The 22639-nt window shown below is 56.4% G+C and carries 24 protein-coding genes; 13 read left to right on the top strand and 11 right to left on the bottom strand.

Going from position 1 to position 22639, the window contains the following annotated elements; all coding sequences use genetic code 11:
- Positions 1 to 33: 33 nt before the first annotated feature.
- On the bottom strand, positions 34 to 1887 hold the full coding sequence (locus ACGYLO_RS18190; protein ID WP_394377070.1) for a hypothetical protein: 1854 nt from the start codon (positions 1885 to 1887) through the stop codon (positions 34 to 36).
- 329 nt (positions 1888 to 2216) lie between these two features.
- Here ACGYLO_RS18190 and ACGYLO_RS18185 point away from each other — a divergent pair, with 329 nt between their 5' ends.
- From ACGYLO_RS18185 to ACGYLO_RS18140, 10 genes are all read left to right on the top strand, one after another.
- A complete protein-coding gene (locus tag ACGYLO_RS18185; RefSeq protein WP_394377069.1) occupies positions 2217 to 2828 on the top strand; it encodes a hypothetical protein in 612 nt (203 codons plus the stop codon).
- Positions 2829 to 2839: 11 nt separating this feature from the next.
- Positions 2840 to 3715 (top strand): metallophosphoesterase, encoded by an 876-nt coding sequence (locus ACGYLO_RS18180; protein ID WP_394377068.1) that lies wholly within the window; start codon positions 2840 to 2842, stop codon positions 3713 to 3715.
- A gap of 13 nt (positions 3716 to 3728) precedes the next feature.
- The gene (locus tag ACGYLO_RS18175; RefSeq protein ID WP_394377067.1) at positions 3729 to 4367 is read left to right on the top strand and encodes a hypothetical protein; all 639 of its coding nucleotides are present in this window, start codon (positions 3729 to 3731) and stop codon (positions 4365 to 4367) included.
- Positions 4360 to 5100, top strand: a complete 741-nt coding sequence (locus tag ACGYLO_RS18170) for a hypothetical protein (RefSeq protein WP_394377066.1) — start codon at positions 4360 to 4362, stop codon at positions 5098 to 5100. The genes ACGYLO_RS18175 and ACGYLO_RS18170 overlap by 8 nt, the downstream gene beginning before the upstream one ends.
- A gap of 79 nt (positions 5101 to 5179) precedes the next feature.
- A complete protein-coding gene (locus ACGYLO_RS18165; RefSeq protein ID WP_394377065.1) occupies positions 5180 to 5806 on the top strand; it encodes a hypothetical protein in 627 nt (208 codons plus the stop codon).
- Complete coding sequence (fabZ, locus tag ACGYLO_RS18160) at positions 5806 to 6294, top strand: 3-hydroxyacyl-ACP dehydratase FabZ (protein ID WP_394377064.1); 489 nt, start codon at positions 5806 to 5808, stop codon at positions 6292 to 6294. Before ACGYLO_RS18165 ends, fabZ begins: the two co-directional genes overlap by 1 nt.
- 93 nt (positions 6295 to 6387) lie before the next feature.
- Positions 6388 to 6969 carry a type IV toxin-antitoxin system AbiEi family antitoxin gene (gene abiEi / locus ACGYLO_RS18155; RefSeq protein ID WP_394377063.1) on the top strand — a complete coding sequence of 194 codons (582 nt, stop codon included), beginning with the start codon at positions 6388 to 6390 and terminating at the stop codon, positions 6967 to 6969.
- Positions 6953 to 7852: a nucleotidyl transferase AbiEii/AbiGii toxin family protein gene (locus tag ACGYLO_RS18150; protein ID WP_394377062.1), complete on the top strand. Its 900-nt coding sequence runs from the start codon at positions 6953 to 6955 to the stop codon at positions 7850 to 7852. The genes abiEi and ACGYLO_RS18150 overlap by 17 nt, the downstream gene beginning before the upstream one ends.
- A 98-nt stretch (positions 7853 to 7950) precedes the next feature.
- Positions 7951 to 8709, top strand: coding sequence for a hypothetical protein (locus tag ACGYLO_RS18145; RefSeq protein WP_394377061.1), 759 nt, complete (start codon positions 7951 to 7953; stop codon positions 8707 to 8709).
- 106 nt (positions 8710 to 8815) lie between these two features.
- Positions 8816 to 9436: an OmpA family protein gene (locus ACGYLO_RS18140; RefSeq protein WP_394377060.1), complete on the top strand. Its 621-nt coding sequence runs from the start codon at positions 8816 to 8818 to the stop codon at positions 9434 to 9436.
- A 61-nt stretch (positions 9437 to 9497) separates the two neighbouring features.
- Here the strand turns inward: ACGYLO_RS18140 and tnpA are convergent, their stop codons facing one another.
- Positions 9498 to 9896, bottom strand: coding sequence for an IS200/IS605 family transposase (tnpA, locus tag ACGYLO_RS18135; RefSeq protein ID WP_394377059.1), 399 nt, complete (start codon positions 9894 to 9896; stop codon positions 9498 to 9500).
- Between the two features lie 36 nt (positions 9897 to 9932).
- On the opposite strand from tnpA, the gene ACGYLO_RS18130 reads away from it, so the two are divergent.
- Together ACGYLO_RS18130 and ACGYLO_RS18125 are read left to right on the top strand one after the other, a co-directional pair.
- Complete coding sequence (locus tag ACGYLO_RS18130; RefSeq protein WP_394377058.1) at positions 9933 to 11261, top strand: RNA-guided endonuclease InsQ/TnpB family protein; 1329 nt, start codon at positions 9933 to 9935, stop codon at positions 11259 to 11261.
- 127 nt (positions 11262 to 11388) lie between these two features.
- A complete protein-coding gene (locus ACGYLO_RS18125; RefSeq protein WP_394377057.1) occupies positions 11389 to 11907 on the top strand; it encodes a hypothetical protein in 519 nt (172 codons plus the stop codon).
- 43 nt (positions 11908 to 11950) lie between these two features.
- On the opposite strand, the gene ACGYLO_RS18120 is transcribed toward ACGYLO_RS18125, so the two are convergent.
- The 3 genes from ACGYLO_RS18120 to ACGYLO_RS18110 form a co-directional block, all read right to left on the bottom strand.
- Positions 11951 to 12868: a hypothetical protein gene (locus ACGYLO_RS18120; RefSeq protein ID WP_394377056.1), complete on the bottom strand. Its 918-nt coding sequence runs from the start codon at positions 12866 to 12868 to the stop codon at positions 11951 to 11953.
- A gap of 175 nt (positions 12869 to 13043) precedes the next feature.
- Positions 13044 to 14534, bottom strand: a complete 1491-nt coding sequence (locus ACGYLO_RS18115) for a hypothetical protein (RefSeq protein ID WP_394377055.1) — start codon at positions 14532 to 14534, stop codon at positions 13044 to 13046.
- Complete coding sequence (locus ACGYLO_RS18110; protein WP_394377054.1) at positions 14534 to 15106, bottom strand: LysM peptidoglycan-binding domain-containing protein; 573 nt, start codon at positions 15104 to 15106, stop codon at positions 14534 to 14536. Before ACGYLO_RS18110 ends, ACGYLO_RS18115 begins: the two co-directional genes overlap by 1 nt.
- A 287-nt stretch (positions 15107 to 15393) precedes the next feature.
- Between ACGYLO_RS18110 and ACGYLO_RS18105 the strand changes: the two genes are divergently transcribed.
- A complete protein-coding gene (locus tag ACGYLO_RS18105; RefSeq protein WP_394377053.1) occupies positions 15394 to 16554 on the top strand; it encodes a hypothetical protein in 1161 nt (386 codons plus the stop codon).
- A 64-nt stretch (positions 16555 to 16618) separates the two neighbouring features.
- On the opposite strand, the gene ACGYLO_RS18100 is transcribed toward ACGYLO_RS18105, so the two are convergent.
- From ACGYLO_RS18100 to ACGYLO_RS18075, 6 genes are all read right to left on the bottom strand, one after another.
- The gene (locus ACGYLO_RS18100; protein WP_394377052.1) at positions 16619 to 17587 is read right to left on the bottom strand and encodes a hypothetical protein; all 969 of its coding nucleotides are present in this window, start codon (positions 17585 to 17587) and stop codon (positions 16619 to 16621) included.
- Positions 17588 to 17917: 330 nt separating this feature from the next.
- Entirely contained in the window at positions 17918 to 18385 is a 468-nt protein-coding gene (locus ACGYLO_RS18095) for a hypothetical protein (RefSeq protein WP_394377051.1), read from the bottom strand.
- A 3-nt stretch (positions 18386 to 18388) separates the two neighbouring features.
- Positions 18389 to 18862 (bottom strand): hypothetical protein, encoded by a 474-nt coding sequence (locus ACGYLO_RS18090; protein ID WP_394377050.1) that lies wholly within the window; start codon positions 18860 to 18862, stop codon positions 18389 to 18391.
- Positions 18862 to 19947: a hypothetical protein gene (locus ACGYLO_RS18085; protein WP_394377049.1), complete on the bottom strand. Its 1086-nt coding sequence runs from the start codon at positions 19945 to 19947 to the stop codon at positions 18862 to 18864. The genes ACGYLO_RS18090 and ACGYLO_RS18085 overlap by 1 nt, the downstream gene beginning before the upstream one ends.
- Before the next feature lie 14 nt (positions 19948 to 19961).
- Positions 19962 to 22013 carry a hypothetical protein gene (locus ACGYLO_RS18080; protein WP_394377048.1) on the bottom strand — a complete coding sequence of 684 codons (2052 nt, stop codon included), beginning with the start codon at positions 22011 to 22013 and terminating at the stop codon, positions 19962 to 19964.
- Positions 22013 to 22621 carry a hypothetical protein gene (locus ACGYLO_RS18075; protein WP_394377047.1) on the bottom strand — a complete coding sequence of 203 codons (609 nt, stop codon included), beginning with the start codon at positions 22619 to 22621 and terminating at the stop codon, positions 22013 to 22015. The genes ACGYLO_RS18080 and ACGYLO_RS18075 overlap by 1 nt, the downstream gene beginning before the upstream one ends.
- Positions 22622 to 22639 lie beyond the last annotated feature (18 nt).

The raw sequence follows: 22639 nt of genomic DNA, 5'->3' as shown, positions 1-22639 counted from the left end.
AAAGCACCGCATCTGCGCGCGTAGAGATGAGGTTCAGGAAACCTGCATCATCTCATCAAAGGTAGGCAGCTTCTTACCCTTGAAGCCCGTGACAGCTTCCATGCCATGCACATCCACATGGGCACGGTATTCGTCCCATGTATCGAGAAGCAGACCAAGGACCTGGCGGCGTGTCAGCGAACCGCGCTTGCCGATCAGTTTTGAGCGAACCTTGATCAGCGGATTACCACGCGAAAGACCCTCCCCGTCCATCATCTGCTGCAAGAAGATTTCAGAAAGCTGATCGTCCTGGCGCCGGATATGCGCGATGAAGAATGTCAGGATCCCCGCGGAGCCGATTTCCTGCATCTCTTTTTTGCGCGAGATCGGGAAGGCTTCCATCAACTCCGGATGTGCGCGGATGGTCATCTCAATCTCCGTGGAGGACGGCGCGCTGCGGTCTGCAGGCGCCAAGTTATTGTCCACACGCCACTGAAGCTTAGCAGCTGCCGCAAGAACACGCTCATCGCCTTTGGCGATATATTTGCGGTGCGCATGACGTGCATGCATGTCGAAGGTCGCAAAGGCTTCCGGGGCAATTCCGGTGGCGATCATGACCTCGATACCGGACTCTGCCTTAACGACCGCCTCCAGACGGTGCTGACCGTTCAGCAGCTGGGCGTCACCCGAGAAGGGGTCCCCCGCAAATGCGATCGGCTGTGCGTTCATCATCCAGTTGCCGGAGCGAATATCGCGGGCGATGGAATTCACATGGGTCATCTGGATGTTGCGGTTCGACGTGTTGAAACGCTCCAGCCACTGGGCGGCAACATCCGGGGTCAAATAGACCAGACGCAGATCCGCATTTACCGGCACGGCATTGCCCTTTGAGCGCAGCCCATCAATCATTACGGATGTGGCATCCATGACCTCGGCTCCCAAATCAATGCCCGGGTAACCCACGAACAGAGGCATGCGCAGGTTCGGCGGCGTGTCTTCCATAAATGCCTTGCGGCTCAAAGGAGCACCATCGTCATCAAGACGACATTCACCATAGTCCCGGGTCCAACCGTATGGAGCGTCCGGCGTGGTACCGGAATCAAGGTCGTTCAAAGCCTGAATACCCATGACAATCATCTCGTCCACTACGGGCTTCATGCCCTGTTGACGGTCATGCGCCAACTGTAACGCAAGCTCTTTCGCCGGGTGCCCGGCTTCGAGGAGTGCGTGGTCGATCATGGCCTTGAAAAGGTCCAGCGCAAGCTGTCCTTTACCCGACTGCAGGGCCATGAACGCGACGACTGGACGCGCTGTGGAATGCAGCGGGCAGCCACGGGTCATTTCAGACATCTCGACGGCGTCCATGATGCCCGGGTTCAGCTCGAGCACCTGGTCATAACGCGCCCAGCTGGCCGGGCTATCCGGCTTGCCAAACGTACCGCGCTCAATGCGGATCAGTTTCGCCATCGTGCGGATGAGGGAGCCGGCATGCTTAATGCCACGCGCTTCGAGAACACCGGCATAGGAGCGGCGACGGTGCTGATCGATGGTGTGGACGGTGTCACGCTGGATCCCGTTCACAATCAGGGTGCGAAAGCTCTCACCGGAGATCACAGAAGCCATCAGGCGCTTGCGGCCATCGAGGAGCTTACCCTCGGTGTCGAACAGAATGGGCTGAGCGTTATAAATCCACGCCCGAGCCGTCATCGCATCGGTATAGGTCTTCACAGCCTGCCGATCGACCTCTTCATTGCTTGGATTTGCGCTCAAGATAAGAGCGGCACAATCAGGCGTAATGCTCCGGACTTCGTAGCTCAATGTGCTTTTCGCAGGGTCCATAAGATCACGCGAAATACGGTGAGCATCAAGGGAGATCGGCTTAACTTTTTGAGCGTTGGCGGAATACATAATGGTCTCCAAAAGGTACGAGTAACTAAGTGCTGGCCCTAAACTGCCGCATGGTAAACATCTAAGTATTATAAATTTTCGCATATCAACTATGGGTGGTACTCTTTTCGGTACCCGGTACCTTTTTTTAAACGCAAAGAAGGATGTTCGTGTTATTTTCGCAACGTGTAGTGAAGGTTGCGCATGATATTTTGTTGTAAATGCAAACGTCTGAGCATGCGAATAGTGGGTAAACGCGTTGTTTGAGAAAAAACAAAGTGATTCGGACTATGCTTTTCACAAACTTGGCATAGCCTTCCGGGTGAGCTGCTAGAATACAGGAAGAACCGATGAGAAAACCGATTATCTATGACTGCGATGGCGTGCTGCTCGACATCATTGGGGGATTGAGGAAAGCCCTATGGGAGATCGACGGCATCAAGACAAACGGTCCGGTTCCTCTTTCATATGACTTGAAGGAGTGGATGGGTGTTGATGATCAAGCCTTCGTTATTGACCGTATCCAACGCTTCAACAGTGGTGAAGGCGAATATTTTGCCAACCTTGATCCCCTCCCAGGTGCCGTAGATTTTGTGAAGGCCATGCGCGAGCGTGGGTATGAAGATTCCGTTCTCACTGCGGCCGGTACGGAAGCGAAAATCAAAACGGGCCGCGCCTCCAACCTTGAGCGTGTTTTCGGTGGTTTTGAGAAAATCCAATATGTCGGACTGGTTGAGTCCAAGAAGCCTTATCTTGAGGATATGCCGTCCTCCTGGTTCATCGAGGATAATATCGTCAATGCGCATCTGGGAGCCGCTACCGGCCATGACACCCTGCTGATCGAATATGAGCACAATGCGACAAAGACCGATGACGAGAAGTTCCGCCGCGTGACTGGCTGGAACGAGATCCGCAGTATCTTCGATGCCGAGCACGCCCCTGCTCCTGCCTATATTTTGTAAAGGACCTCGATATGAGTGAATGGAAAAAGCTGCCGGGCGCGCCCCTGCAGGAGCAGGTCTTCGCGATTGGTGACGTACATGGTCAGGCGAAAGCTTTGCGCCGCGCCTTGGCGAAAATCAAAGACACGCCGCGCAATGGCATGCCGTCGCATCTGGTCTTTACCGGAGACATCATCGACCGCGGGCCCGAAAACCTCGATGCGATCGAGGCCGTCCGCACGGCAGCCGAACTTGCAGGCGTCGACAAGGTCACCTTCCTCCCGGGCAATCATGAGTTGATGCTCTTGGAGGCCGTACTGCAGCCTCACTGGGGCATGAACCTTTGGGCTCAGAACGGCGGCATGGCAGTCATCAATGAAGTCGACCCCCAAGGCGAACATAAACGCATCGACGATATCGCAAAGATGCTTGGTGAGGCGCTCGAAGATTTCATGCAAGTGATCGATGATGCACCAGACTATCTTCGGATGGGTGACCTGCTATTCGTTCACGGCGGCATTAGCCCGCATGTTGATATGCAGGCCTTCCTTGATCAGGGCCGGGACATGCCATCCAAGATGCGGGACCACTGGGCCTGGATCCGCGATGAGTTCCTCTATCATGAGGGTGGCTGGGACGAGGCAGGCAAGCTGGTCGTTGTACATGGTCATACACCTCACAATTTTGGCAAACGCATTGATCCTGCCATCGCGGATCAATATCTGGACCGCGTCGACACGCATAAGCGCATCTGTGTCGATGCAGGTGCAGCCGGCATGGACCAGGTCGCCCTGTTGGAGTTTTCGGGTGATCAGTACAGGATCACAGTTGCCCATGAAGTGGCGTTTAACCCTGCGCTCGAAGAAACGGTGATGCCGGACGAGTGCGAAAACGAACCGCACGCCTGAAAGAAGGACTGACATGAAGATGAGCTCCCCTCTGGCCGAAGTGCCCTGGTCTCGACTGCAGGGCACAGAGATCTTCATTGCGGCGATGACGCATCAGGCCGCGAACGCGCGCCGGCACTACCATAACGCCGCACATGTGCAGCGCCTCTATTGGCATGCTGCTGTAACTTTCCAACTTCCCTACTCTCGCGCACTCGATCTCGCGATCCTGACGCATGACGTCATCTTCGACTGCCGGCAGGACCGTGAGTTGCGCTCGATCGACTGGCTCGCCGCTCATCTGCCCGACGGAGAGGATGATCCGGACTTCCTCGAGGCCAAGAGGTATATCGCCTCCACGATTGATCATCGCCTGACGGAACATCCAGAGATGGTCCTTCTGGATCTGGCCGATTTCATCGATCCGAAAGTCAGTCTCGAAAACACGGACCTGCTGCGCAAGGAAGCGCGGGATCTGAATGGCGTGGCGCCCGAGATCTTTGCCATGGGCTGCTCGTCCTATCTCGAAGGGCTGCATGATCGTTTCAAACAGGGCGCCGCGCAGCTTCCCGCAACGCTGCTCTACATTCATACGCAGATTTGTCGCGGCATCCTCAACACCCGAAAAACGTTGCATGATGCCTGCAAGCAAATGGAACGCTCATATGTCTAACGGTCGCATTTCTGAACTGAAGCCCTCCCATACACGCACCAGTGACGGCAAGAAGATCGACAGCTGGCGGGTAAACCTGCCCGATGGCCATGATGACATCACAGTCTCCATGCACTCCAACAGTGAGGGCATCCACTTCAGTGCCAAGGGAGACCACAATTGTCTGAAGGGTCTTCGCTGGGAGGGCACGGATCTCGCCGAGCTGCGTAAAGAGGTCATGGAGGATGTAGAGAAGGCCGCACAGCGTTACTACGCCACGGACTGGGAGCCGGCCGTTGCTGTTGAGGTTAAACTCTACAACCGGGCCCACAAAGAAGCGGCCAATGTTCAGATCGAGCTGAGCGTCATGGATCTTCATACGGATCCCACGAAGCCCGTCGGCAACCGCGGTGAAACTCATGTGCTTAAGAACAGCGTGCCGACCATCATGCTGCAGCGCGCCCACGACGAGAAGTTTGAAAGCGGCAAGGGCCTGGACCAGGAGAATATGCGCTTTTACAGGGAGAAAGGCGTCATCGCTTCACGAACCATTCTCGGGGACTCGGCACGCCCTGAGGCCATGCTTCTGGCCAAAACGCTTGAGGACTTCTCAGTCCGCCTGATGCGCCGCACGGCACCGGATGTGGTGCGTCTGGAAGGGCTGCCCTCGCCTGAGGACCTTGCCATCATCCTGCGCGAAGCCATCGATGAGCCCGAGGAGTCCTCTCCGGAGCACGACGATCCCTTCCTGTGATGCGAAAATCTTTATTGTAATATTTGGGATATCTCATACTTCATGTAAAAGAATGCCTCAGACGATAAGGACAACCTGAATGCAAGATGCCTCCCTCGCCGAAGCTTCCGTGGAAGAGAAAACCGCAGATCAGCTCTTGATCGAAGATCTGATGGACAAGATCGAAGGTTTGACGGCCGATCTGGAAGACGCTGTCGAAGTGGCCGTCTCCCGCGGTGCCGTTGAATGGGCCGCGCTCAATTACCCTGATCACCCGGCGTTGAAGTCAGAAGCCCGCCCGATGACAGTTGTCGCGGCCGCGGGAGTCAGCGCTCTGAAGGTGGCGCGGGCGAAGGCTCTTGCTGCCGTGGCAGCAGCCAAGCGACAAATCAGGGGACAGGGGCCTATCGAAGGCGTGTTCACCGAGATGGACGCGGAGGATGTCGAAAACTTCATGGTGTCCAATGCGGCTTTGGCAGCGGCCCTTGAACGTGAGATCCGTGACTTCATGCCTGAAACCCGCAAAGCTCTCTTGGAGAAGCAGCATGTCGTTGCGAAAAATATCGCTGCGGCGGAGCGCGAAGCCTGCATTGCCGCCGTAGCGCGGACGGTCGCTCCTGTTGTGGGCACGCCCTACAGCGTCGGGCCGCGCAAGTTTAAAGCGGCCATCGCTAATCTTGAGCAAACGGATATCTCCGCTTTCATCGGAAATGAGGACCTATTTTGATGCAAGAAATGCCGACCCATGCGGACTTAGCATTGATCAAAGAGACCATCCCCCATCGCTCGCCCTTCCTGATGATCGATGAGGTGATCAACATCGATAGCTATAAGTCTGGCGTGGGGATCAAGAATGTTTCGAAGGATGATCCAATTCTGGCGGGTCACTTCCCGGAAGATCCGGTCTTCCCGGGCGTCTTGATTATTGAAGCCATGGGTCAAACCGCCGGCCTTGTCGCAGGACTTGGCATGCGCGCGCTTGGCGCCGGTGGTCCTGCCGGCCGTGTGGCCTTGATGACGATCGACAAAGTCAGGCTCAAGCATCCTGTCTATGGCGGCGACCGTCTCGAGCTGCACATGCAGACGCTGCGGGGCGGTCCTGGTGCCCGCATCTGGACATTCCAGGGTGAAGCCCGGGTGGGCGACAGGATCGTCTGTCTGGCTGAATTCAACGGCATGCACGATACATCTCAGGGCAGACCACCAGAAGCATGATCTGAAAGGCGGACGCGCTTTGCGATCGCCTTTTCTGCTTTTCGTATGACTTGAGTATCTTGGCAGGACCAAACCTGTCGGAGAACGCAGATCATGCGGATGAAAGAAGCCCTAAGCATTTTTAAAGAGATGGACCAGGCCAAGCGTCGCGTGTTCACTGCCGACGACCTGCGCAAATTCTTCCCTGAAGACAATGACCGAGCAATCGCTGAGGGTGTGAAGCGTCTTTTGGTAGCAGGTGAGATCGAGCGGCCGGCGAAGGGCACCTACGTCTACGCCAATTCAGTCCATCCACGGACGCATCTGGTTTATGAAGTCGCTCGAGCACTGCGCCGCGGCACCTATACCTATCTCTCGCTGGAGAGTGCGCTCTCAGAATACGGCGCAATCTCTCAGGTCCCAACCGGTCACATCACCTTTATGACCACCGGCCGGCGCGGTGAATTCAAAACCCCTTACGGCACGATCGAGTTCACCCATACCATACGGGACCCCGCGGACTTTGCCATGGATCTGATCGACAACGGGCGCCCCCTGCCGATCGCCACATGCGAGCGTGCCCTCATCGATCTCAAGCGGACCGGTCGCAATCTGCACCTGGTTCAGATGGATGAGGTCGAAGAGGAAATCAGGCGTGCGAAATCACTGGAGGATACCGATGCAGAATTTTGCTAAGCTCGTTGATCTCGCGATCACCCCGGGCGCAGAGGGCCTGCGCCCCGTCATCGAAAAAGAGATCTTGCACTATGACATCCTCTTCGCACTGGATCGGGAGAACCTCCTTGGGGATTTGACCTTCCAGGGCGGTACCTGTCTGCGCCTGTGCTACGAGTCACCTCGGTTCTCTGAGGACCTTGATTTTGTCGGGGGCTTTGACTTCAGCCAAGAGCGGCTGATGAAAATACGGGAATGTGTCATGGACCACATCGGTGCGCGCTATGGCCTCGAAGTTGACGTCAAAAACCCAAAGCAGATGAGCGAAGAGAAAACCTACTGGGGTTTGAAAACCGACCGCTGGCAGGTCTCGGTCACCACCAATGCAGGCCGGGCGGATCTCCCGCGGCAGAAGATAAAGCTCGAGGTGGCGAATGTGCCTGCCCGCACCAACACCCTACGCGCGCTGAACCGCAACTATTCCTTCTTGCCTGCGAGCTACCAGGATCTGCTGGTGCCGAGCGAGACCAAACATGAGATCATGGCGGACAAGGTCGTATCCCTTTCTGCATGTCGGCATTACATCCGATACCGCGATATCTGGGACCTCCAGTTTCTCAAGCGCAGCAAGGCGGTTATGGACCCCAGTCTGATCGCAGACAAGATCCGGGATTACCAATCCGAGGATTTCGAGACGTCCCTCGCCGAGATGCGCGACGAGGTTCGCACCATCGCGACCTCAGAGACGTTCCGGCGTGAAATGATCCGCTTCATTGAGCCGGATGCCCGCGCGCGCACATTGGACAAACCGGGGTTCTTCGAATTCCTGGGTGACTCGGTGAGCGAGATCCTCGCGGATGCATATCAGGCGCTTTATGAACCCGCGAATGAATTCGATTACTGAGGCTGGCGCCGTCCTGCGAAAAGTCGTGGACAACTGTTTGTGAGAAGCTCTTCGGTCCAGTAGACTTCCGGGAACTGCCACAATCCATAGATGACCCGATGCGTAAATATATTTCTGCTCTTCTGTCGGCAGCGGTGCTTTTCACCGCGCTTCCCGCTCAGGCCGATGCTCAGCCTGGCGTGACCTACAGATACCTTGATCGTCCTTTCCTGGAACTCTTGGGCTATCTTGAGGGCCCTCAGGGGTACAATGACATCACCGGCTTCACCAACCTGCGCCCCGTACGGCCGGTTTCCCAGATGACGATCCAAGAGGTCTTGGAGTTCCAGATGATGCTGCGCCAAAAGGGCGCCAAGTCTTCTGCCATGGGCCGGTATCAGTTCATCTACAAAACGCTCGATTATCTCGTGAAGCTGCATGACATGGATACCAATCAGCTCTTCGACAAACGCATGCAAGACCATCTGGCACGTTTGGAGATGGCCCGCTGCGGCTTCTATGACCGCACGCTGGATGTGCGCGAAGTGGGCGACTGTCTGGCGCATACCTGGGCCGCCCTGCCCCTCCTTTCCGGCAAGAACCGCGGTAAGTCGCGCTATGTCGAGACCGGGATCAATTCAGCACGCACCTCTCCTGAAGTCATGGAAGCCATCCTGCGCGCGCGCTCAGTACGAGATGTGCTTAAAGTGGCTGACGCCACCCCCACACAGGCAGGGTTTAATGTCTCGGGTCATGTCTACCAGAATGGCACTGCTCCGCGGCGCTTGGCACGGGTGCGTCGGGCGGCTGATATGGATGGTCCGAGCCGGCAGGCGCCGCGCAGCGGTCTGCGACCAGAGCCCCGCCCCGAACAATAACAAAACTGTGGATAGTCCGGCCTTTTGTTTTGAGAAGCTGCGCGCCAAGCCGTAAACCTAATATGACAAAGAAATTCGCAACGCGAGGACCCCGATGAAACTGAATATGCGCACCCTTCTTCTGATGGCCGTGGCGCCGGCCGTTCTTGCGGCATGCGACAACGCCGACCTGACGGCCCGTACGGTCTTCCCCGAACCGGCAAATCACCCCTATGTGGCAGAGCCCACAGGATCGCAAATGATGGCTGAAGCCCATGGTCGCAAACGCGTGCGCGATCTGCGATCGGAAGTGACCGGCAACATCGCCTATCTGCGTAGCCATTTGGGCGAAGAGCGCTCCTACATCCTGGACATGCAGGACAGCCTCCTGGTCACCATCCCCGGCGCTGGCGCCTTTGATGCCCGTACTGCGAACCTCAGCGACAGTGGCATCGATGCCGTGGCGCGTGTTGCCGCCTCGATGATCGAATTCCCGCATACCCGCATCGCCATCGCTGGCCACGTCCAGGGCTCCAAATCCGACTACGCAGATCAGATCCTTTCCGAGCGCCGCGCCGTGGCGGTGAAGTCGGTTCTGATGTCGCGCGGGATCGACGAATGCCGCATCGGCGTGATTGGCAAGTCTGCTGATGATCATGTGGCCGCCCCGATCACCGAGCGTCGCAATCAGTACAACGACCGCATCGAGATCATGATGAAACCCTACCAGGATGGCGCCTGCGTCTGATCTCACCCAATCCCCCGGGAAGCCCCGTCTGTTCACGGCGGGGAGGGATAGGGGCGATTTGTCATGGGGCTGATCTTTGATTGGCCACATAATTCCGCACGATCTCGATCGGAGCGCCCCCGCAGCTGGCTGCGAAATAGGACGGGGACCACAAACCCTTGGCGGCATGGGCCTTCAGGTCAGGCCGATCCCTCAAAAGGATCCGGGACCCGACCCCTTTCATGGAGTTGATGAGGCGCGACAGCGCCACGGTCGGGGGGTATTCCACCAGAAGGTGGACATGGTCTTTCTCGCCATCGCATTCCACCAACACCGCGCCGAAACCTTCGGCGACGGAAGTGAAGGTGCCGCACAAGCGCGCCAATGCATCATCGTCGAGCATTCCGTGGCGGTACTTTGTTACAAAGACCAAATGCACATGCAGTGATGTAACTACATGTCTTCCCGTACGATATTCCATCTTGCGCTTCCTCAGACCAAACCTTACCTTTGATATATGGAAGTGATCAGAGCCCATGTCTATACCCTGCGCCCGACGCCAGAGCAGAAAATACTCCTGGCGCAGACGGCCGGTGTGGTGCGTCTCGTTTACAATCTCGCCCTCGAGCAGCGGCGGATCTGGAGCGGCAAGCGATATGCAGGCGGCGCCCGCCGCAGCTTTGGCGCCAAGGGGTCTTCGCGCGAGCTCAGCGAACTGCGCGCTGCCTATGACTGGGTCGGTGCCGTCAGCCAGACCGCACAGAACCAGGCGTTGATGGATCTCGATCGCGCTTTTGCGAATTTCTTCGAAGGCCGCGCTTCTTACCCGATGCCGCGGCGAAAAGGTGTAAACGACGCCTTTCGACAGGCGGGCCGCGAGATCTCGGTGCGGCAGCTCAATGCAAAATGGTCCGAGGTCAGGATCCCCAAGATCGGATGGATCCGTTACCGCGACACCCGGCCCTTGCGCCGCGGTGAAAGGGGCGCAGTCGATATCCGCAACGCCACCCTGCGCCGCGGCGCCGGTGGCGGCTGGGAGGTCTCGATCTCGCATCGCTGGGACATTCCCGAAGACGATATCCCTACGGGTGCTGTCGGTGTCGACCGCGGTGTCGCAATGCCCTTTGCGATGTCGGACGGCACTCAGGTATCGCTGCCAGCGACCATGGCAGCGCGCGAGACAGCTCTGCGCCGTGCGCAGCGCAAAATGTCGCGCAAGCGACGGGGTTCGCGACGTTACGCGAAAGCCCGGGCCCGGGTCGCGCGACTGAAGTCGAGCAACGCCAAAGCGCGCAAGCATTTGGCACATGTTACCTCCCGCTCCTTGGTGCGGGACTATGGCTTGATTGCGATTGAGGATCTTCGAACAAAGAACATGGTCGCAAGCGCCCGTGGCACACTGGCAGAGCCAGGTCGGAATGTGGCACAGAAGCGCGGCCTCAACCGGGCCATCCTGAACGTAGGTTGGCACCAGTTCGAGACGATGCTTGGGTACAAGCTGGAGGAGACCGGCGGCGTGCTGGTCAAGGTTCCTGCCGCATACTCGAGCCAGGAATGCGCCGCTTGCGGGCATGTAGACAAGGAAAACCGCAAGAGCCAAGCGGTCTTCGTCTGCATCGCCTGCGGCGCGGCGGACAATGCCGATACCAATGCGGCAAAGGTGATCCGCGACCGCGCCCTCCGGGGCGAGGCGGCGGGAAAACGGCGGTGGAACACACCGTTGCTGGACGTGGAGGGGATCGCAATAGCGCCCGTAGAAGCGTCAACTCCCTGCGCAGGCAAGGGGCTCAATGTCCCATTGCATGCGTCGGAAATCCACCTCTCTTCAGTGGGTGGAAGATGTTAAGATCTCAGCTACCCGCGTGTGACATGAAGGCCCCTTCGGGGGCCTTTTTCGTTTCGCATGATTGATTTCCCGCCTCGGTTGATATCGAGTTCATGGCATCTTGATCAGTTATTTTCTCGGAGACGTTATGAAATTTACCCACTCCCTTGCCATCGCATTGTCTGCTTTAGCGCTTCCGGCCTTGGCCGAGGTCGTGCAGCTTCAGGACGGCCGATCTGTAGAACTGAAAGAAGATGGGACCTACGCATTTGTGGAAGCTGAAGCCCCGAGGGGCGATGCTTATGTGGAGTTCAAAGAGAGCTTCTTTACCCACCACGTGAGCGAATACAAACAAAAGTCCGTGCGCTTTATGCCCGTTTTCAAGAATGTTGGCGAAAAGCGGATCGCAGGATTGAAGTTCAAAGCCGTGTTTTTGAATGCCTTTGGGGAGGAGATTGCATCCCATGAGGGGGATATCGACGAACAGATCAAACCTGGTCAGACATCATCTGCGAACATCTTCTATGTCTTTAAGGACAACCAGTTCCTGGGAGGCGAGATGTATGACAAGCTTTTGCCTATGGTTACGAACAAATCTGGGTCAATCAACGTAACGGCCACGATGATTGCCTTAGAAGGAAATGAGGTCATTGATCTGTCCAAGTAGGCTTGCGTGATACGAACTGACCGGCGACTGCCGGTCAATCCTTTTACGCTACCTGCTGCTCCTCACGGTCTTCCAGCATGGTCTCCAGGGTGATCACATGGGCATGATCGAAATCGAGGCATGAATCCAGATCCTGCTCATAGATCAGATTGAAGTCGTCGATGACCGCTTGGGTCCATCCGGAATGATCCACTTCAAACTCCGTTCTACCATAATCGACATTCTCGATAAGGTAGTCGGACAGGAGGCACATCATGGCGTACTCTGATCTGGGAAGGATCTTCCTGATCCTGACCCCAAGCGCCTCGCGCGCGCGGCCATCGAGGACTGCCCCCGCCATATGCAATCCCCCAGGAACCGCGGTGCCATCGGGTTTATCCAGGACCTCACGCAGCACTGCAGGCCAAGTAACGGGTGTGTCCTCATTGGACCACAAGACGACCGGAAGGTCGGGATGGTGCTCCTCCAGTCGCTCTACGAGCTCAGACCAAAGGGGACGCCTCTTGGAAAGCTCTTCGGCGCGCGCGGCATCCAAGGCACCTGAGTTGAGCATTGCCGCCATGACTGCACCGGGGTTTGCCGCACTGAAGAAGAGCGACATTTCCCGATTGGGAAAGAGCTCACGCAGATAGGCAATACGCCTTTGCGCTTCACCATAGATCACACCGCCAGAGAAGACATCGGAAGGTGAGGCAAGGAAATCATTGAAGGAGAGGATCAGCAGTTCAGCTTGCTCATCGAGAGCCTCTGACATGCGATCGACCTCGAGCGGCATGAAAGCCCCGCCTTCGGCGCCACGGACCTTCCTTGAGAAAATCTCGCGATAGACCTTGGGATCAGGGATCGAGATATTCGTTTTTCGCAAATTCGGCGCAATCTCTCGAAGAGACCTGATCAGCTGATCCCCTGCGTAAAATGGCACTGAAAAATGGATGTGAATGCGTCCGTTGCTTTCAAACATTGTCGTCTCCTTGGCATCTTTCCAAGCAGCTATGCCGCATTGTTTCGTTTTTCGCGGTTAAGGTCACAAAAGATCCATGGTTTCGCCACTTTTCTCGCAGTGATAAAAATCACAAAGGCGACCCCGGGGAAGGGCCGCCTTTGCTCCTGACACTGGCAAGGGGGGCTTACCGGTATCAGTTCCCGATGATGGACGGACGCACCATCAAAACCATGCGGGTCCGGGTCGTATCGCCATCGCGACTGTCACGCACGCCCATGGAGCCCAGGATGCCGACACCCTTTTTGCTGCTGGACGAGGCGCGTTCCTGCTCATAACCACCCATGACGAGTGTCTCGCCCGGCGACATGGTCAGGGTATATTCGACCGCGCGCTGATCTGCATCAGGCAGCTGCACGAAGCCCTGCCCAGTGTCGAAGGTTTCCAGCGAGTTCAGCTCGGATTGGGTGACCCAGACAGACAGGTGGATCTTGCCGTTCTTCATCAGACGCGGCAGCGCGTAGATGGCGATACCCGAGTTGATGTCGTCGGTTTCGATCGAGGGCGCTGAATCTTCGGATTCCAGTGAGATCTTTGAGACGTAGGCTTTCGAGTTGGTCAGCACGACCGGTGCAACAACCCCATTCTGCGCCACGGTGTTCGACATCTGGTAATCTGCCACGGCCTGGTTGCCCGACAGATTGCGCAGATTGAAGGATGCCGAAACATCCGAACCAGAAATCACGCCGATACCGCCCTGCATCGCGGAGGCCAGGCTCTGACCCAGATCTGCCGACAGGCGACCCGAATTAACCGAAACGCCAAGATCAGCATTCAGCTCCGCGCTCTTGGAGGTGTCGACATAGAAGGTCGCAATCTCAAGACCGATACGCTTGGAGAAGAGGTCGTCAAAGCCCTTGATGACCTTTGCGGCTTCCGCCTGACCCGAGGCCGAGGCGAAGACGGTAACCTGACCACTGTTAGCTGATGTCGTGACTGTGGCTGAGTCATCCAGAACGGCTTCAAGAGCTGCTTTCAGCTCTTCCCAGGGATCCATGGAGACATTCTTTGTGGAAGACACGGAGTTGCCCGCGACGTTTACGCCACCAAGGGAGGTCGAGAGAGCGCCTTTCGACGACGGCAGTGGCAGATCATAGGTTCGCGTCGCCATACGGTCGAAGGTGATGGTCTCACCATCGAAGGACCAAACCAGATCATAGCGCGAGGCGATGGTGCGCACGAGCTCGGAGAGCGGGCCTTTGTGATTGATGCGGACCTTGCTGTTGATCGGAATATCCAGTTGCTCATCGCCGGACTGGTAGCGGGTCCGGATGACGACGTTCAGACCTGTCAGCTCCTGCAGCAGAAGTTCAATCTGCTTTACGCTTGCAGGTTCGGGTGTGACGATCTCAAGCGCGTCGGCGCGCTCGAAAGCGGCGGGGAAAGGCACGCCGTGATCTTCGGCATACTGGTTGGGGGTGCCATCCAAGTTCCGCCCAAGGAAAGAACGGCCCGCGTCAACGGCGCCGCCGCGGCGCATCACTTCGCCTTTCGCGCCCAGCGCTTCGGTCTGAGCTGTAATCGCATCATTGGTGCCACTCTCGAAGCCAACCTCCCTGTCGGCGCAGGCGGCCAGGGCGAGCGAGGACGCCAGGCCGAGGAACAATGTTTTCTTAAAGGTTTTCATCAGTGGACTCCGATTGTCATAACGTTGTTGGTGTAAAACACGACCACCGGGGGGACAGCCGCAGTGGAGAAGCCCGCGATGACCTCATCAACCGCGCCACGGAATGCGCCGTCGTGAGAATAACCCACGCCAAAGCGCCAATCAGAGTTGTGGTTGACGATCACGTCATACCCAGCCTTTTCACCCCAGCGCACCAGCACAGGCACGAGGAATTCACCCGGGAGGGCTTTCCATCCTGCGATGGCCACAGGTTTGTCAGCGAGATCTTTGGTGATCAGCCCGCAGGGTAGGTCGAGGATCATTCCTGGTACAATCCTGTCGGGGCTCGACATCACATCGCGGTTCAGATCGAAAATGGCTGCAGCAGCACCGCTGGTGCCGTGGGCGCGCTTTGCGATCGAACCCAAAGTGTCGCCGGATTTCACTGTGTAGGCTTCACAGGCAGTGACATTGGAGTAGGCCCCCATGTTGCCACCCTCCCCTGCCATCGCCGAGGTCGCGCTCAGACCTGTCATGCCGGCTGCAAGCGCCAGAAGGCCCGCTGCGAATTTTGAAAAGGGTTTGTTCTTCATGTTGGTCGTGCCTTCCAAGAAGTCGTGTGACGTTGTTTTTCTCAAGCTACACTAGATGAAGTCTTTCAGTTTTTCATTACTCAGAATGCAGAGCTTCAGGTGTTTTATGTGGACAACCGTCTATCATCGAGCGCCCGGCGGATGATGAAGCCCACCCTTATGGCGTGCTATTTTCCACATGTTTTGATCGAGCGATCCTCATTGTCTGTTTATTCGCAAATGCGCTCGGTGATAGTTTTGGCAGGAATTCCCGATCTCGGGAGCCATTTACATTCCTGGAGGGATACATGAATTATACCGGGACCATCGCCGGCATCGAATGTGCGTTTGGCGCGCGTTGGGATGATGCGAAAGACTCTGCGCGTCTGAAAACAAAGTTCAGCGACACCGTTGGTTATTACGACAGCAAAGCTGTGACCAAGAAGCATGTGCCGGCCCCGGCTGTTGTAGATGCGATGATCGACACCGAAGATAAGATGGCCGCCTATACGGTCTTCTACCATGACGACGAAGGCGAGATCTTTGGCTCGATTATCTACTCGGCTGGACAGATTGCCCCGCTCTCCGAGACGATCTATGAATCTTCCAACGATTGGATCCTGGCAATCGGTCGCGCTACGGCGGATTCCAATATCGACAAGGTCTACTTCCCCCTCGGCACTGTCGAGATCAGCAGTGACAAGCACAGCGCCTATGAGATCGCCACGGAGGTGGACAAGAAGTCCCTGCCCCAACTGACCAGCAGTTCCAGCATCGGCACGATCATCATCGTTCTTCTGATGGTACTCGTGCTGGCAGCGATTCCGATCGGCGCCTGGATTTTTATCGCCAAGCCCTTTGAAAAGGCCACGACCGAGGTTCAGTTTGTCGTCGAGAAGATCAAGCCGAACTACACCAAAGTGCTCGAGCAGTGCAAAGAAGATCTTAATGAGCCTTGGCCGGCACCACCGGAGTGGACATTGCGCCAGGAAGGCTGCGTAGGCGCACCCGAGCTTGCTAAGATCGCCTTTCCAAAGCCGACGGATCAGCGGCCCTACGCATACCGCTTTTATGATCTGAACACCACTGAGTGGGACGACTATCTGTCGCGCGCGGCTTTCCTGAAGATGGCGGAACGCTTCCCCGGTCAGCTTCTCGAAGGGACCAACCAGTTTGTGCTCTACATGCCATATGACATCGAGCGCGACACAGTGGACGACGCCTACCTGCCTGACACAGATCCGATCGCGATCGTCCGCAGCAACTTCGTGGGTGCTGTCAAACTTAGTGGCAATGCTGGTGTGGGCGGGACTTCAGCCTTTACCGATCTCGAGCTGTCACGGGTTCTTAGCCGCCTGTCGGAAACACGGGTGACCCCGAACCATATCTTCCGCGTTCTCGACAATCAGCAGACCGGCATGGAGATTGGCCCGGAGCGCCTTGAGACACGCCAGGTGCGCGTCGAGTAAGGCTTCTACCTTCTCTGTATGGCACCACAAGGCTCCGAGTGTCTCGGGGCCTTTTTTCTGTCCTTCACATACAGGTTCTTGGCAAGACGTGGATCCCGTCAAAGTCTTCCGGCAGGATGAAGCTGAGGGAAGACGCAATATCGTTGGCATGGCGGCTCGACCAGTCCTCAAAGTAGAACTGGTCCCGATGCACGAGGTCCTCGATCGGACCCACAAAGCGAAACCGAAAGCGCCCGGACGTGCCGCCGTCACTGCGCTGCTCGAAGCTTTCTGAAATGAGCTTCACGGCTGCACCCTCTCTTAGAGAGACCGCCTCCAACAGGTGCCACCGCTGATGTGCATCAACATCATAACGGCCGGGCCATTCAAGCGATGCAACCATATGCAGCTCAGCCTCGCTGCAAAACAGCTCCAAGCGGTAGTCACCCTCCCCTCGGGTGAAGGTTATTTCTGTGACGGCCACGCCGTTCTTGTATCCGGTCAAGGCTACGTCCTGTTCAGAACCGGTGTCGATGGCGACACGTCTCAGCTCTGCCTCCGTTAGGTAATGGATGTCCCGGGGATCCGTCGCCGCGGCCAACTGAAGGAGTTCTGCTGAGACGCCCATCTCGGAGAGGTAGCCGAGCAGTATCGCGACGATCCTCTGGTCCGCAATTCTGTCATCTGCACTCAGTGTTACAGCAGAGGGATCAGTGAGCGTGCTGGGTTCATAGAATTGATGGACACCCAGCCGACCCAGGGATTGGAAACCTACATCCGAGCCAGGGGTATTCTCAGAGGCGTAGCGATTGACGCCGCCAGCAAAGGCAAAAACACAGGCGGAGCTGCATTCTGACTGGGTCGATGTTCCCACAAGGTGTATGCCACTGTCATAGACATCAGTCACCTCGGCGGCAGAAACCGCTGTGTTAACCTGTTGCAGTCGGAAGGCCATGCCCAGTCGCAGACCTCCGATCAGGTCCCCGCCAGGGGAGTTCAAGTGGACCCGAAGACCCCGGGCGTCCTGAAGCTCTTCGCGCGACAAGAACGCCATGAAGTCCTCATGGGTATCGGGGCCTATGGCTCCCTCCCCCACGATCCACCCGCAGTTCGCGCAATTCCCCCCGTTTGTCGCAGAGTAGAAGGTCATAGGATCAGAAAAGCCTGCCATGGCGCGACATGCTACGATCACCAAGGACGTGGCCAGAAGGCCAGCTCGAAATAAAGACATCAATCATCCGTTTCAAATGCACTAAGTCAGGGGGCCGCAATATTCGAAACCCATACAACATCCTGCAAATGAATTTGTGGCATGGTCAAGGCGACGCGGGCACCACCAGCCGGTCACAGCGTGCCTTTGATGCCCTTTGGGGCCTCTGCCTTGTCAGGCCCAGGCTGTGAGGTAGACAAGAACCCCAGAGACCAGCAGGGGCGGTGCTGCGGGGTACATGGATTTGAAGAGCCGTTTGCCGCGGCGCATGGAGTACCACGCACAGGTCATGAGCATCATCACGGCCGCCAGGATTGCCCAGTGCAGCACATAGGGCGCGATCATAAAGGCAATCACCCCGATCAGGGGAGGATCACCCGCGCCGAAACGCGCGAGACCTGCAACACGCATGCTGGAGAAGACCAAAATGCCCCAGAAGGCGAAGCCTGAGAAAAGCCGTATGCCCGTTTCGAACAGGTCGACAAAGAGCACTGACTGAAGCAATGCAAGCCCGGCCATTGCGGCAAGTGTCTCAAGCTCGATCTCGAGACGCCGGTAATCGACCCAAATAAGACGTAGGGCTGATACCACGATACCCATAGTGAGGACATCGTGTAGGCCCGAACCTGCTGTGATCGACATGGATCAGTCTTCTTGCAGAACGATTGTGCGTTGCTGGAAGGAGTTGGTCATCGAGTTGCAAAACCGGCTTTCGATTGCATATTCGCAAACCGATGTCGGAAGGCGCGATTTATAGGCCGCGGTGGGGTCGTCCTGCGCAAAGCTGATCAGATCCTTCTGCAGGTTTGCAATCTGCAGCATCAAAGCGCGCTGTGTATCCAGTTCCTTTGCGATCTTTTTGATCTCGAGGATATGGACAGACTCCCCTTCGTCGCCTGCAAAGAGGCTGAGGCCCTCGCTCGAGGAGCCGTTTTCGGTCTGCTCTTCATCTTCACCCCGGACGATGTCGGATACACGATCCTTCATCTGTGAGCCCAGAGCATTGAGATTGGTGGGCTTCATTGCACCTTCAGGAAGTTGACGTGAAATGTCATCCTGAGCAAGGGCTACCCCCGCGCTCAAGCTGAGTGCGAAAATGGACGTGATAAGGTTTTTCATTAGTTGTCCCCGACGAAAATGCGGTCTGCAATGACCTGTTCTGCGTTGATCCTTCTGGCATTGATCTCAACATAATTGCCTGTGGTCAGAAAGATAGATCCCCCCGAGAGAACATCTGTGGAAAGCTGGTTAAAAGAGGCGTCCTGCCCTGTGAAGCTGCCCGTCGCAAAGGTCCGAGAGACAGTATTTACTGCTTGAACTGTCCCGCTCGCTGTCAGGTTTCGTGTCGCGATTTCATCGCTGTCCAGCTCATCCGTATCCACTTCCGACACCACGGCAGATCCAGTGGACGTAATACCATTTGCCGTCAATCTTCCGTTGACTGCGAGTTCGTCTGCGACATTGAAATTCTGCGTGTCGATATTGCGGGCATTGTTGATATCGAACCCCCCCATATCCAGGTTGGCCTCCATCTGATTAAGGTCCGGCCGGCCTGGGATGGCAATCCGGTGCAGATAAGGGTCAACGTTCGCATCCATCGAAATATAGCGCATCACGCCGATGTTGCCGTTGAGGTCTTCCCCGGTGAGGGCAGCAATCTCGGGCACATCGAGTGTAAAATCCCAACCATTCAGGCTGTTCGGGGCATTGCGTTGAATGCGGCCCGCAAACTTGGTGTTGGGATCAGGTTTTGGCGCATAGGTAGATGCTGCCCCATCAAAGGACATGATGACCGAATAGACCGTGTCACCCCGAAGGGTGAAGAACAGCCTAAGATCGCCACCATCCGGAGACACGGGGATGTCGTTCATCGAGATCAGGTTGGCGGAGATCAGGTCGCTCCAATCCCGCTCGATCACATTGTCAGGTGCCGCATTCAGGTCCGCCAGAATGGTGAAATAGTTGCGATCCATATAGGTTTGGACGTCATCAGCCATCCGGCTCATGTTTGCTGCTGTTCGCTGCGTGATCTGACGTTTGGTGTGCGAGGTCGCAACCTCGATACCAGTCTGTAGGATGAAGGCAGAGACGATGAGAACAAGCGTCATTTCCGCCAATGAGAAACCCCCACGCGCGCGGCGTGGCAGCTTCTGCATTTTGGTTTCACCGATAAGCTTTTCCAGTTTTCGGACCAGCCGTTTCATACCTGAATTCCCCATTATTGTTGTCTAACCAAGCCGCCGTAGATGCACGACCCGGCCCCATAGCCATCCGCTTGGCAGTCTTGCAGGCTATCGTAGTAAAGCCGTGGCAGCAGTGGTGCGCAGAGATATCCGCCACCATCTGCCCTGCATTGTTCATAGGCAGAACCCACGGTTCCCGGATCATAACCTGGAACATTCTGCTCGATAATAAAGCGGCAGTATTGAGCGCCCTGGTCAAACTGAGACAGTTGCGCATAGCACTCAATCATATCCACTTCTGGTCCGCGCGAGGACGCAAATCCATTGGAGAGAATGCCGCAAATGGCCGGGTCTTCCCCATAGGCAAGGCAGGTGTCATAGGCAGAGGCGGGCGTGTTCCAATCTGTTTGCATGACCGGAAATTCGATCAGTGGCGCACAAGTGTATTCCGATCCCCCTTGCAAGAGGCACATGCTGTGCGGTGTTTCACCATTAAACTCATGAGGTTCATAGGTGTCATATGCACCGCCACCATCAAATACGACGAACTTGCATGCCTGAAGATCGAAAAACCAATTGGGGTTGCCATCGCTGCCTGCAAAGGCATCATTGGCGCAGGTTTCAGCGGTCCCATCATAACCGCGGCTCAACAACCCACATATGAAGTCCTGATTGCCATTGCGTACACAGGTCTCACCAGCAGTGTAATGACCATCGTCCACCGGTTTTTCCGGGACATAGGGCTCCGGCTCATACCGATCGAGCAACGTGCAATAGACGGGGTCACGCCCAGACTCCACGCATTCATCGTAGATCGTATCATTGTCCGTATCACCGGATGTGATGTATTCACAAAAGAGTGGCGAGCCACCTTGATCGATGCATTGGTAGTAAGGCGGCAGACCTGAACCTGTGTCGGGATCGAACCCGCCAGAAATTACTTCACATTCGAAGTTGGTGCCATTTGACTCCATGCAGAGCTCATAGATCTCCTCAGGTGTGAGGAACTCAGGCACCGTATCGCCACCCCCATCGGAGCCGCCAGTGTCACCCGTTCCAGGCGATGAGCCGCCACCATCGCCATCGCCGGTATCATCACCGCCAGTATCACCACCAGGTTCATCCGGATCGGTAGGGGTATCCGGCTGACCGGGTCCCGGAGCGATGTAGACATTCTCGTAAAGGTCCGCGACACGGATGCCACTGGCATTGAGCTGGTCGAATGTAATCGACATGCCTGCGCCATCAAAGCCATCAAGACCATTGCCAGAGGCCAGCTGGCCGGACAAAGCGATATTATCGATCCGGGAGGTGCGCTGAGATACAGGGATCGCAGTGCCATAGGGCAAATGATTGACCAAGAGGTCACCATTTCCATATGCGCCATGGCCTGATGTACCGGAGACGACAACAACATCAGAAACGACAGATTCATTTGCGATGACTTGATCAGCCACCGTGTCGTTCTCCACGACGGTCTTATCTGTGCGCAACCGCACCACCTCGAACCTGTCCGTTTCGATCAAAGTCGTATCAATGCCGATGAAGCGATTGGTATCGCCAAATTGCGCATCACCCGTACCGGTGCGCAGCGTATTGGTGTTGTCGATTGTGTCGCTGGTGAGGTTCGTAGCCATCCGGTCGCCGGAGCGCAGCGTGCGCTCGGGATATTCACGGCGGATTTCAGAGGCGGCCAGCGTGCCGATGTTTTGTGAGTTCTCGATGTTCACATATCCGCGGAGCTTCTGATCAAAGAGGCGCGAGGCCCGTTCATCAGGATCGTCGAACTGAACATTGACCAGACCACCGGTCCGGGAGACAGACACATATCGGCTGCCTGCAGACAGGTGCGGCATATCCGCAGCATTCGGCAGGTCGCTTGTAATCTTGAATGTGTCGAGGTTTTCCTTGGTGATGCTGAAAGCAGCTTCGGCCTTCGCTTCGGTCGTTTCCCGCACCATCTGACCGATCACGGCCTGGATCAGGATGGAAACAAAGAACAGAATAACAACAAGTGAAGGTAGGCCGTAACCACGAGGGTTACGACCTTTGTTGTTGCGGATCGCTTCTGTGACCCGCGTCCGCATTAACGGAACTCGAGGGCGAGATCGCCAGCAGCACAGGTGCCGTTGATCGAAGCCACAGTGGCCGGGATCGCGAATGCTGTACCGTTCGACTGGGCGCCGAGAAGGCCCGACTGTTCCAGTGTGCGGTCAACATAGCTCGACATGAAGTCGATGCAGTTGGCGCGGGTGTAGTTGGTCAGGGTGATGGTGAACGACTGACCCGGAACACCGGTTGCACCGCCAGCCACGACAGTCACTTCTTCACCGAAGGGGGTGAAGAGCTGCTCATCGCCGGAATCCGGAACACCATCGGGGTCACGGCGGCCGATTGGCGGAACCATCTCGGCGCCTTCGAGGATCGGAAGAAGATCCGTGCCGTCAGCGCCGTAGGAGGTTGCCGAGCGGTGGAGGTCCTGAATACCCGAGTAGGTCTCGTTCACAAGGTTGGTGGTCTGGGTCTGCTGCGAGTTGGTCTGCAGCTGATAGAAAGCCACAATGACAGCGGCGATCAGCAGAGCAACGATGATCAGGTAAAGACCCAGCTCAACAATACCGAGGCCGCGGCGCTTGCGGCGGGGGGCATCCAGGCGTGCGTTCAGCTTTGCCTTTGTTTTCTCAAGTGACTTCATTTTTCGCATTTCCTTTTG

It is taken from the genome of Sulfitobacter sp. 1A13353, assembly GCF_043557255.1.
Lineage (GTDB): Bacteria > Pseudomonadota > Alphaproteobacteria > Rhodobacterales > Rhodobacteraceae > Sulfitobacter > Sulfitobacter faviae.
Note: the sequence above shows the minus strand (reverse complement) of the source record. Positions and strands in the feature narration are given on the sequence as shown.

Excerpts from the sequence above, each read along its gene's own strand:
- ACGYLO_RS18190 (WP_394377070.1), bottom strand. The coding sequence starts at position 1,887 with ATGTATTCCGCCAACGCTCAAAAAGTTAAGCCGATCTCCCTTGATGCT.
- ACGYLO_RS18185 (WP_394377069.1), top strand. The coding sequence starts at position 2,217 with ATGAGAAAACCGATTATCTATGACTGCGATGGCGTGCTGCTCGACATC.
- ACGYLO_RS18180 (WP_394377068.1), top strand. The coding sequence starts at position 2,840 with ATGAGTGAATGGAAAAAGCTGCCGGGCGCGCCCCTGCAGGAGCAGGTC.
- ACGYLO_RS18175 (WP_394377067.1), top strand. The coding sequence starts at position 3,729 with ATGAAGATGAGCTCCCCTCTGGCCGAAGTGCCCTGGTCTCGACTGCAG.
- ACGYLO_RS18170 (WP_394377066.1), top strand. The coding sequence starts at position 4,360 with ATGTCTAACGGTCGCATTTCTGAACTGAAGCCCTCCCATACACGCACC.
- ACGYLO_RS18165 (WP_394377065.1), top strand. The coding sequence starts at position 5,180 with ATGCAAGATGCCTCCCTCGCCGAAGCTTCCGTGGAAGAGAAAACCGCA.
- fabZ (WP_394377064.1), top strand. The coding sequence starts at position 5,806 with ATGCAAGAAATGCCGACCCATGCGGACTTAGCATTGATCAAAGAGACC.
- abiEi (WP_394377063.1), top strand. The coding sequence starts at position 6,388 with ATGCGGATGAAAGAAGCCCTAAGCATTTTTAAAGAGATGGACCAGGCC.
- ACGYLO_RS18150 (WP_394377062.1), top strand. The coding sequence starts at position 6,953 with ATGCAGAATTTTGCTAAGCTCGTTGATCTCGCGATCACCCCGGGCGCA.
- ACGYLO_RS18145 (WP_394377061.1), top strand. The coding sequence starts at position 7,951 with ATGCGTAAATATATTTCTGCTCTTCTGTCGGCAGCGGTGCTTTTCACC.
- ACGYLO_RS18140 (WP_394377060.1), top strand. The coding sequence starts at position 8,816 with ATGCGCACCCTTCTTCTGATGGCCGTGGCGCCGGCCGTTCTTGCGGCA.
- tnpA (WP_394377059.1), bottom strand. The coding sequence starts at position 9,896 with ATGGAATATCGTACGGGAAGACATGTAGTTACATCACTGCATGTGCAT.
- ACGYLO_RS18130 (WP_394377058.1), top strand. The coding sequence starts at position 9,933 with ATGGAAGTGATCAGAGCCCATGTCTATACCCTGCGCCCGACGCCAGAG.
- ACGYLO_RS18125 (WP_394377057.1), top strand. The coding sequence starts at position 11,389 with ATGAAATTTACCCACTCCCTTGCCATCGCATTGTCTGCTTTAGCGCTT.
- ACGYLO_RS18120 (WP_394377056.1), bottom strand. The coding sequence starts at position 12,868 with ATGTTTGAAAGCAACGGACGCATTCACATCCATTTTTCAGTGCCATTT.
- ACGYLO_RS18115 (WP_394377055.1), bottom strand. The coding sequence starts at position 14,534 with ATGAAAACCTTTAAGAAAACATTGTTCCTCGGCCTGGCGTCCTCGCTC.
- ACGYLO_RS18110 (WP_394377054.1), bottom strand. The coding sequence starts at position 15,106 with ATGAAGAACAAACCCTTTTCAAAATTCGCAGCGGGCCTTCTGGCGCTT.
- ACGYLO_RS18105 (WP_394377053.1), top strand. The coding sequence starts at position 15,394 with ATGAATTATACCGGGACCATCGCCGGCATCGAATGTGCGTTTGGCGCG.
- ACGYLO_RS18100 (WP_394377052.1), bottom strand. The coding sequence starts at position 17,587 with ATGGCGTTCTTGTCGCGCGAAGAGCTTCAGGACGCCCGGGGTCTTCGG.
- ACGYLO_RS18095 (WP_394377051.1), bottom strand. The coding sequence starts at position 18,385 with ATGTCGATCACAGCAGGTTCGGGCCTACACGATGTCCTCACTATGGGT.
- ACGYLO_RS18090 (WP_394377050.1), bottom strand. The coding sequence starts at position 18,862 with ATGAAAAACCTTATCACGTCCATTTTCGCACTCAGCTTGAGCGCGGGG.
- ACGYLO_RS18085 (WP_394377049.1), bottom strand. The coding sequence starts at position 19,947 with ATGAAACGGCTGGTCCGAAAACTGGAAAAGCTTATCGGTGAAACCAAA.
- ACGYLO_RS18080 (WP_394377048.1), bottom strand. The coding sequence starts at position 22,013 with ATGCGGACGCGGGTCACAGAAGCGATCCGCAACAACAAAGGTCGTAAC.
- ACGYLO_RS18075 (WP_394377047.1), bottom strand. The coding sequence starts at position 22,621 with ATGAAGTCACTTGAGAAAACAAAGGCAAAGCTGAACGCACGCCTGGAT.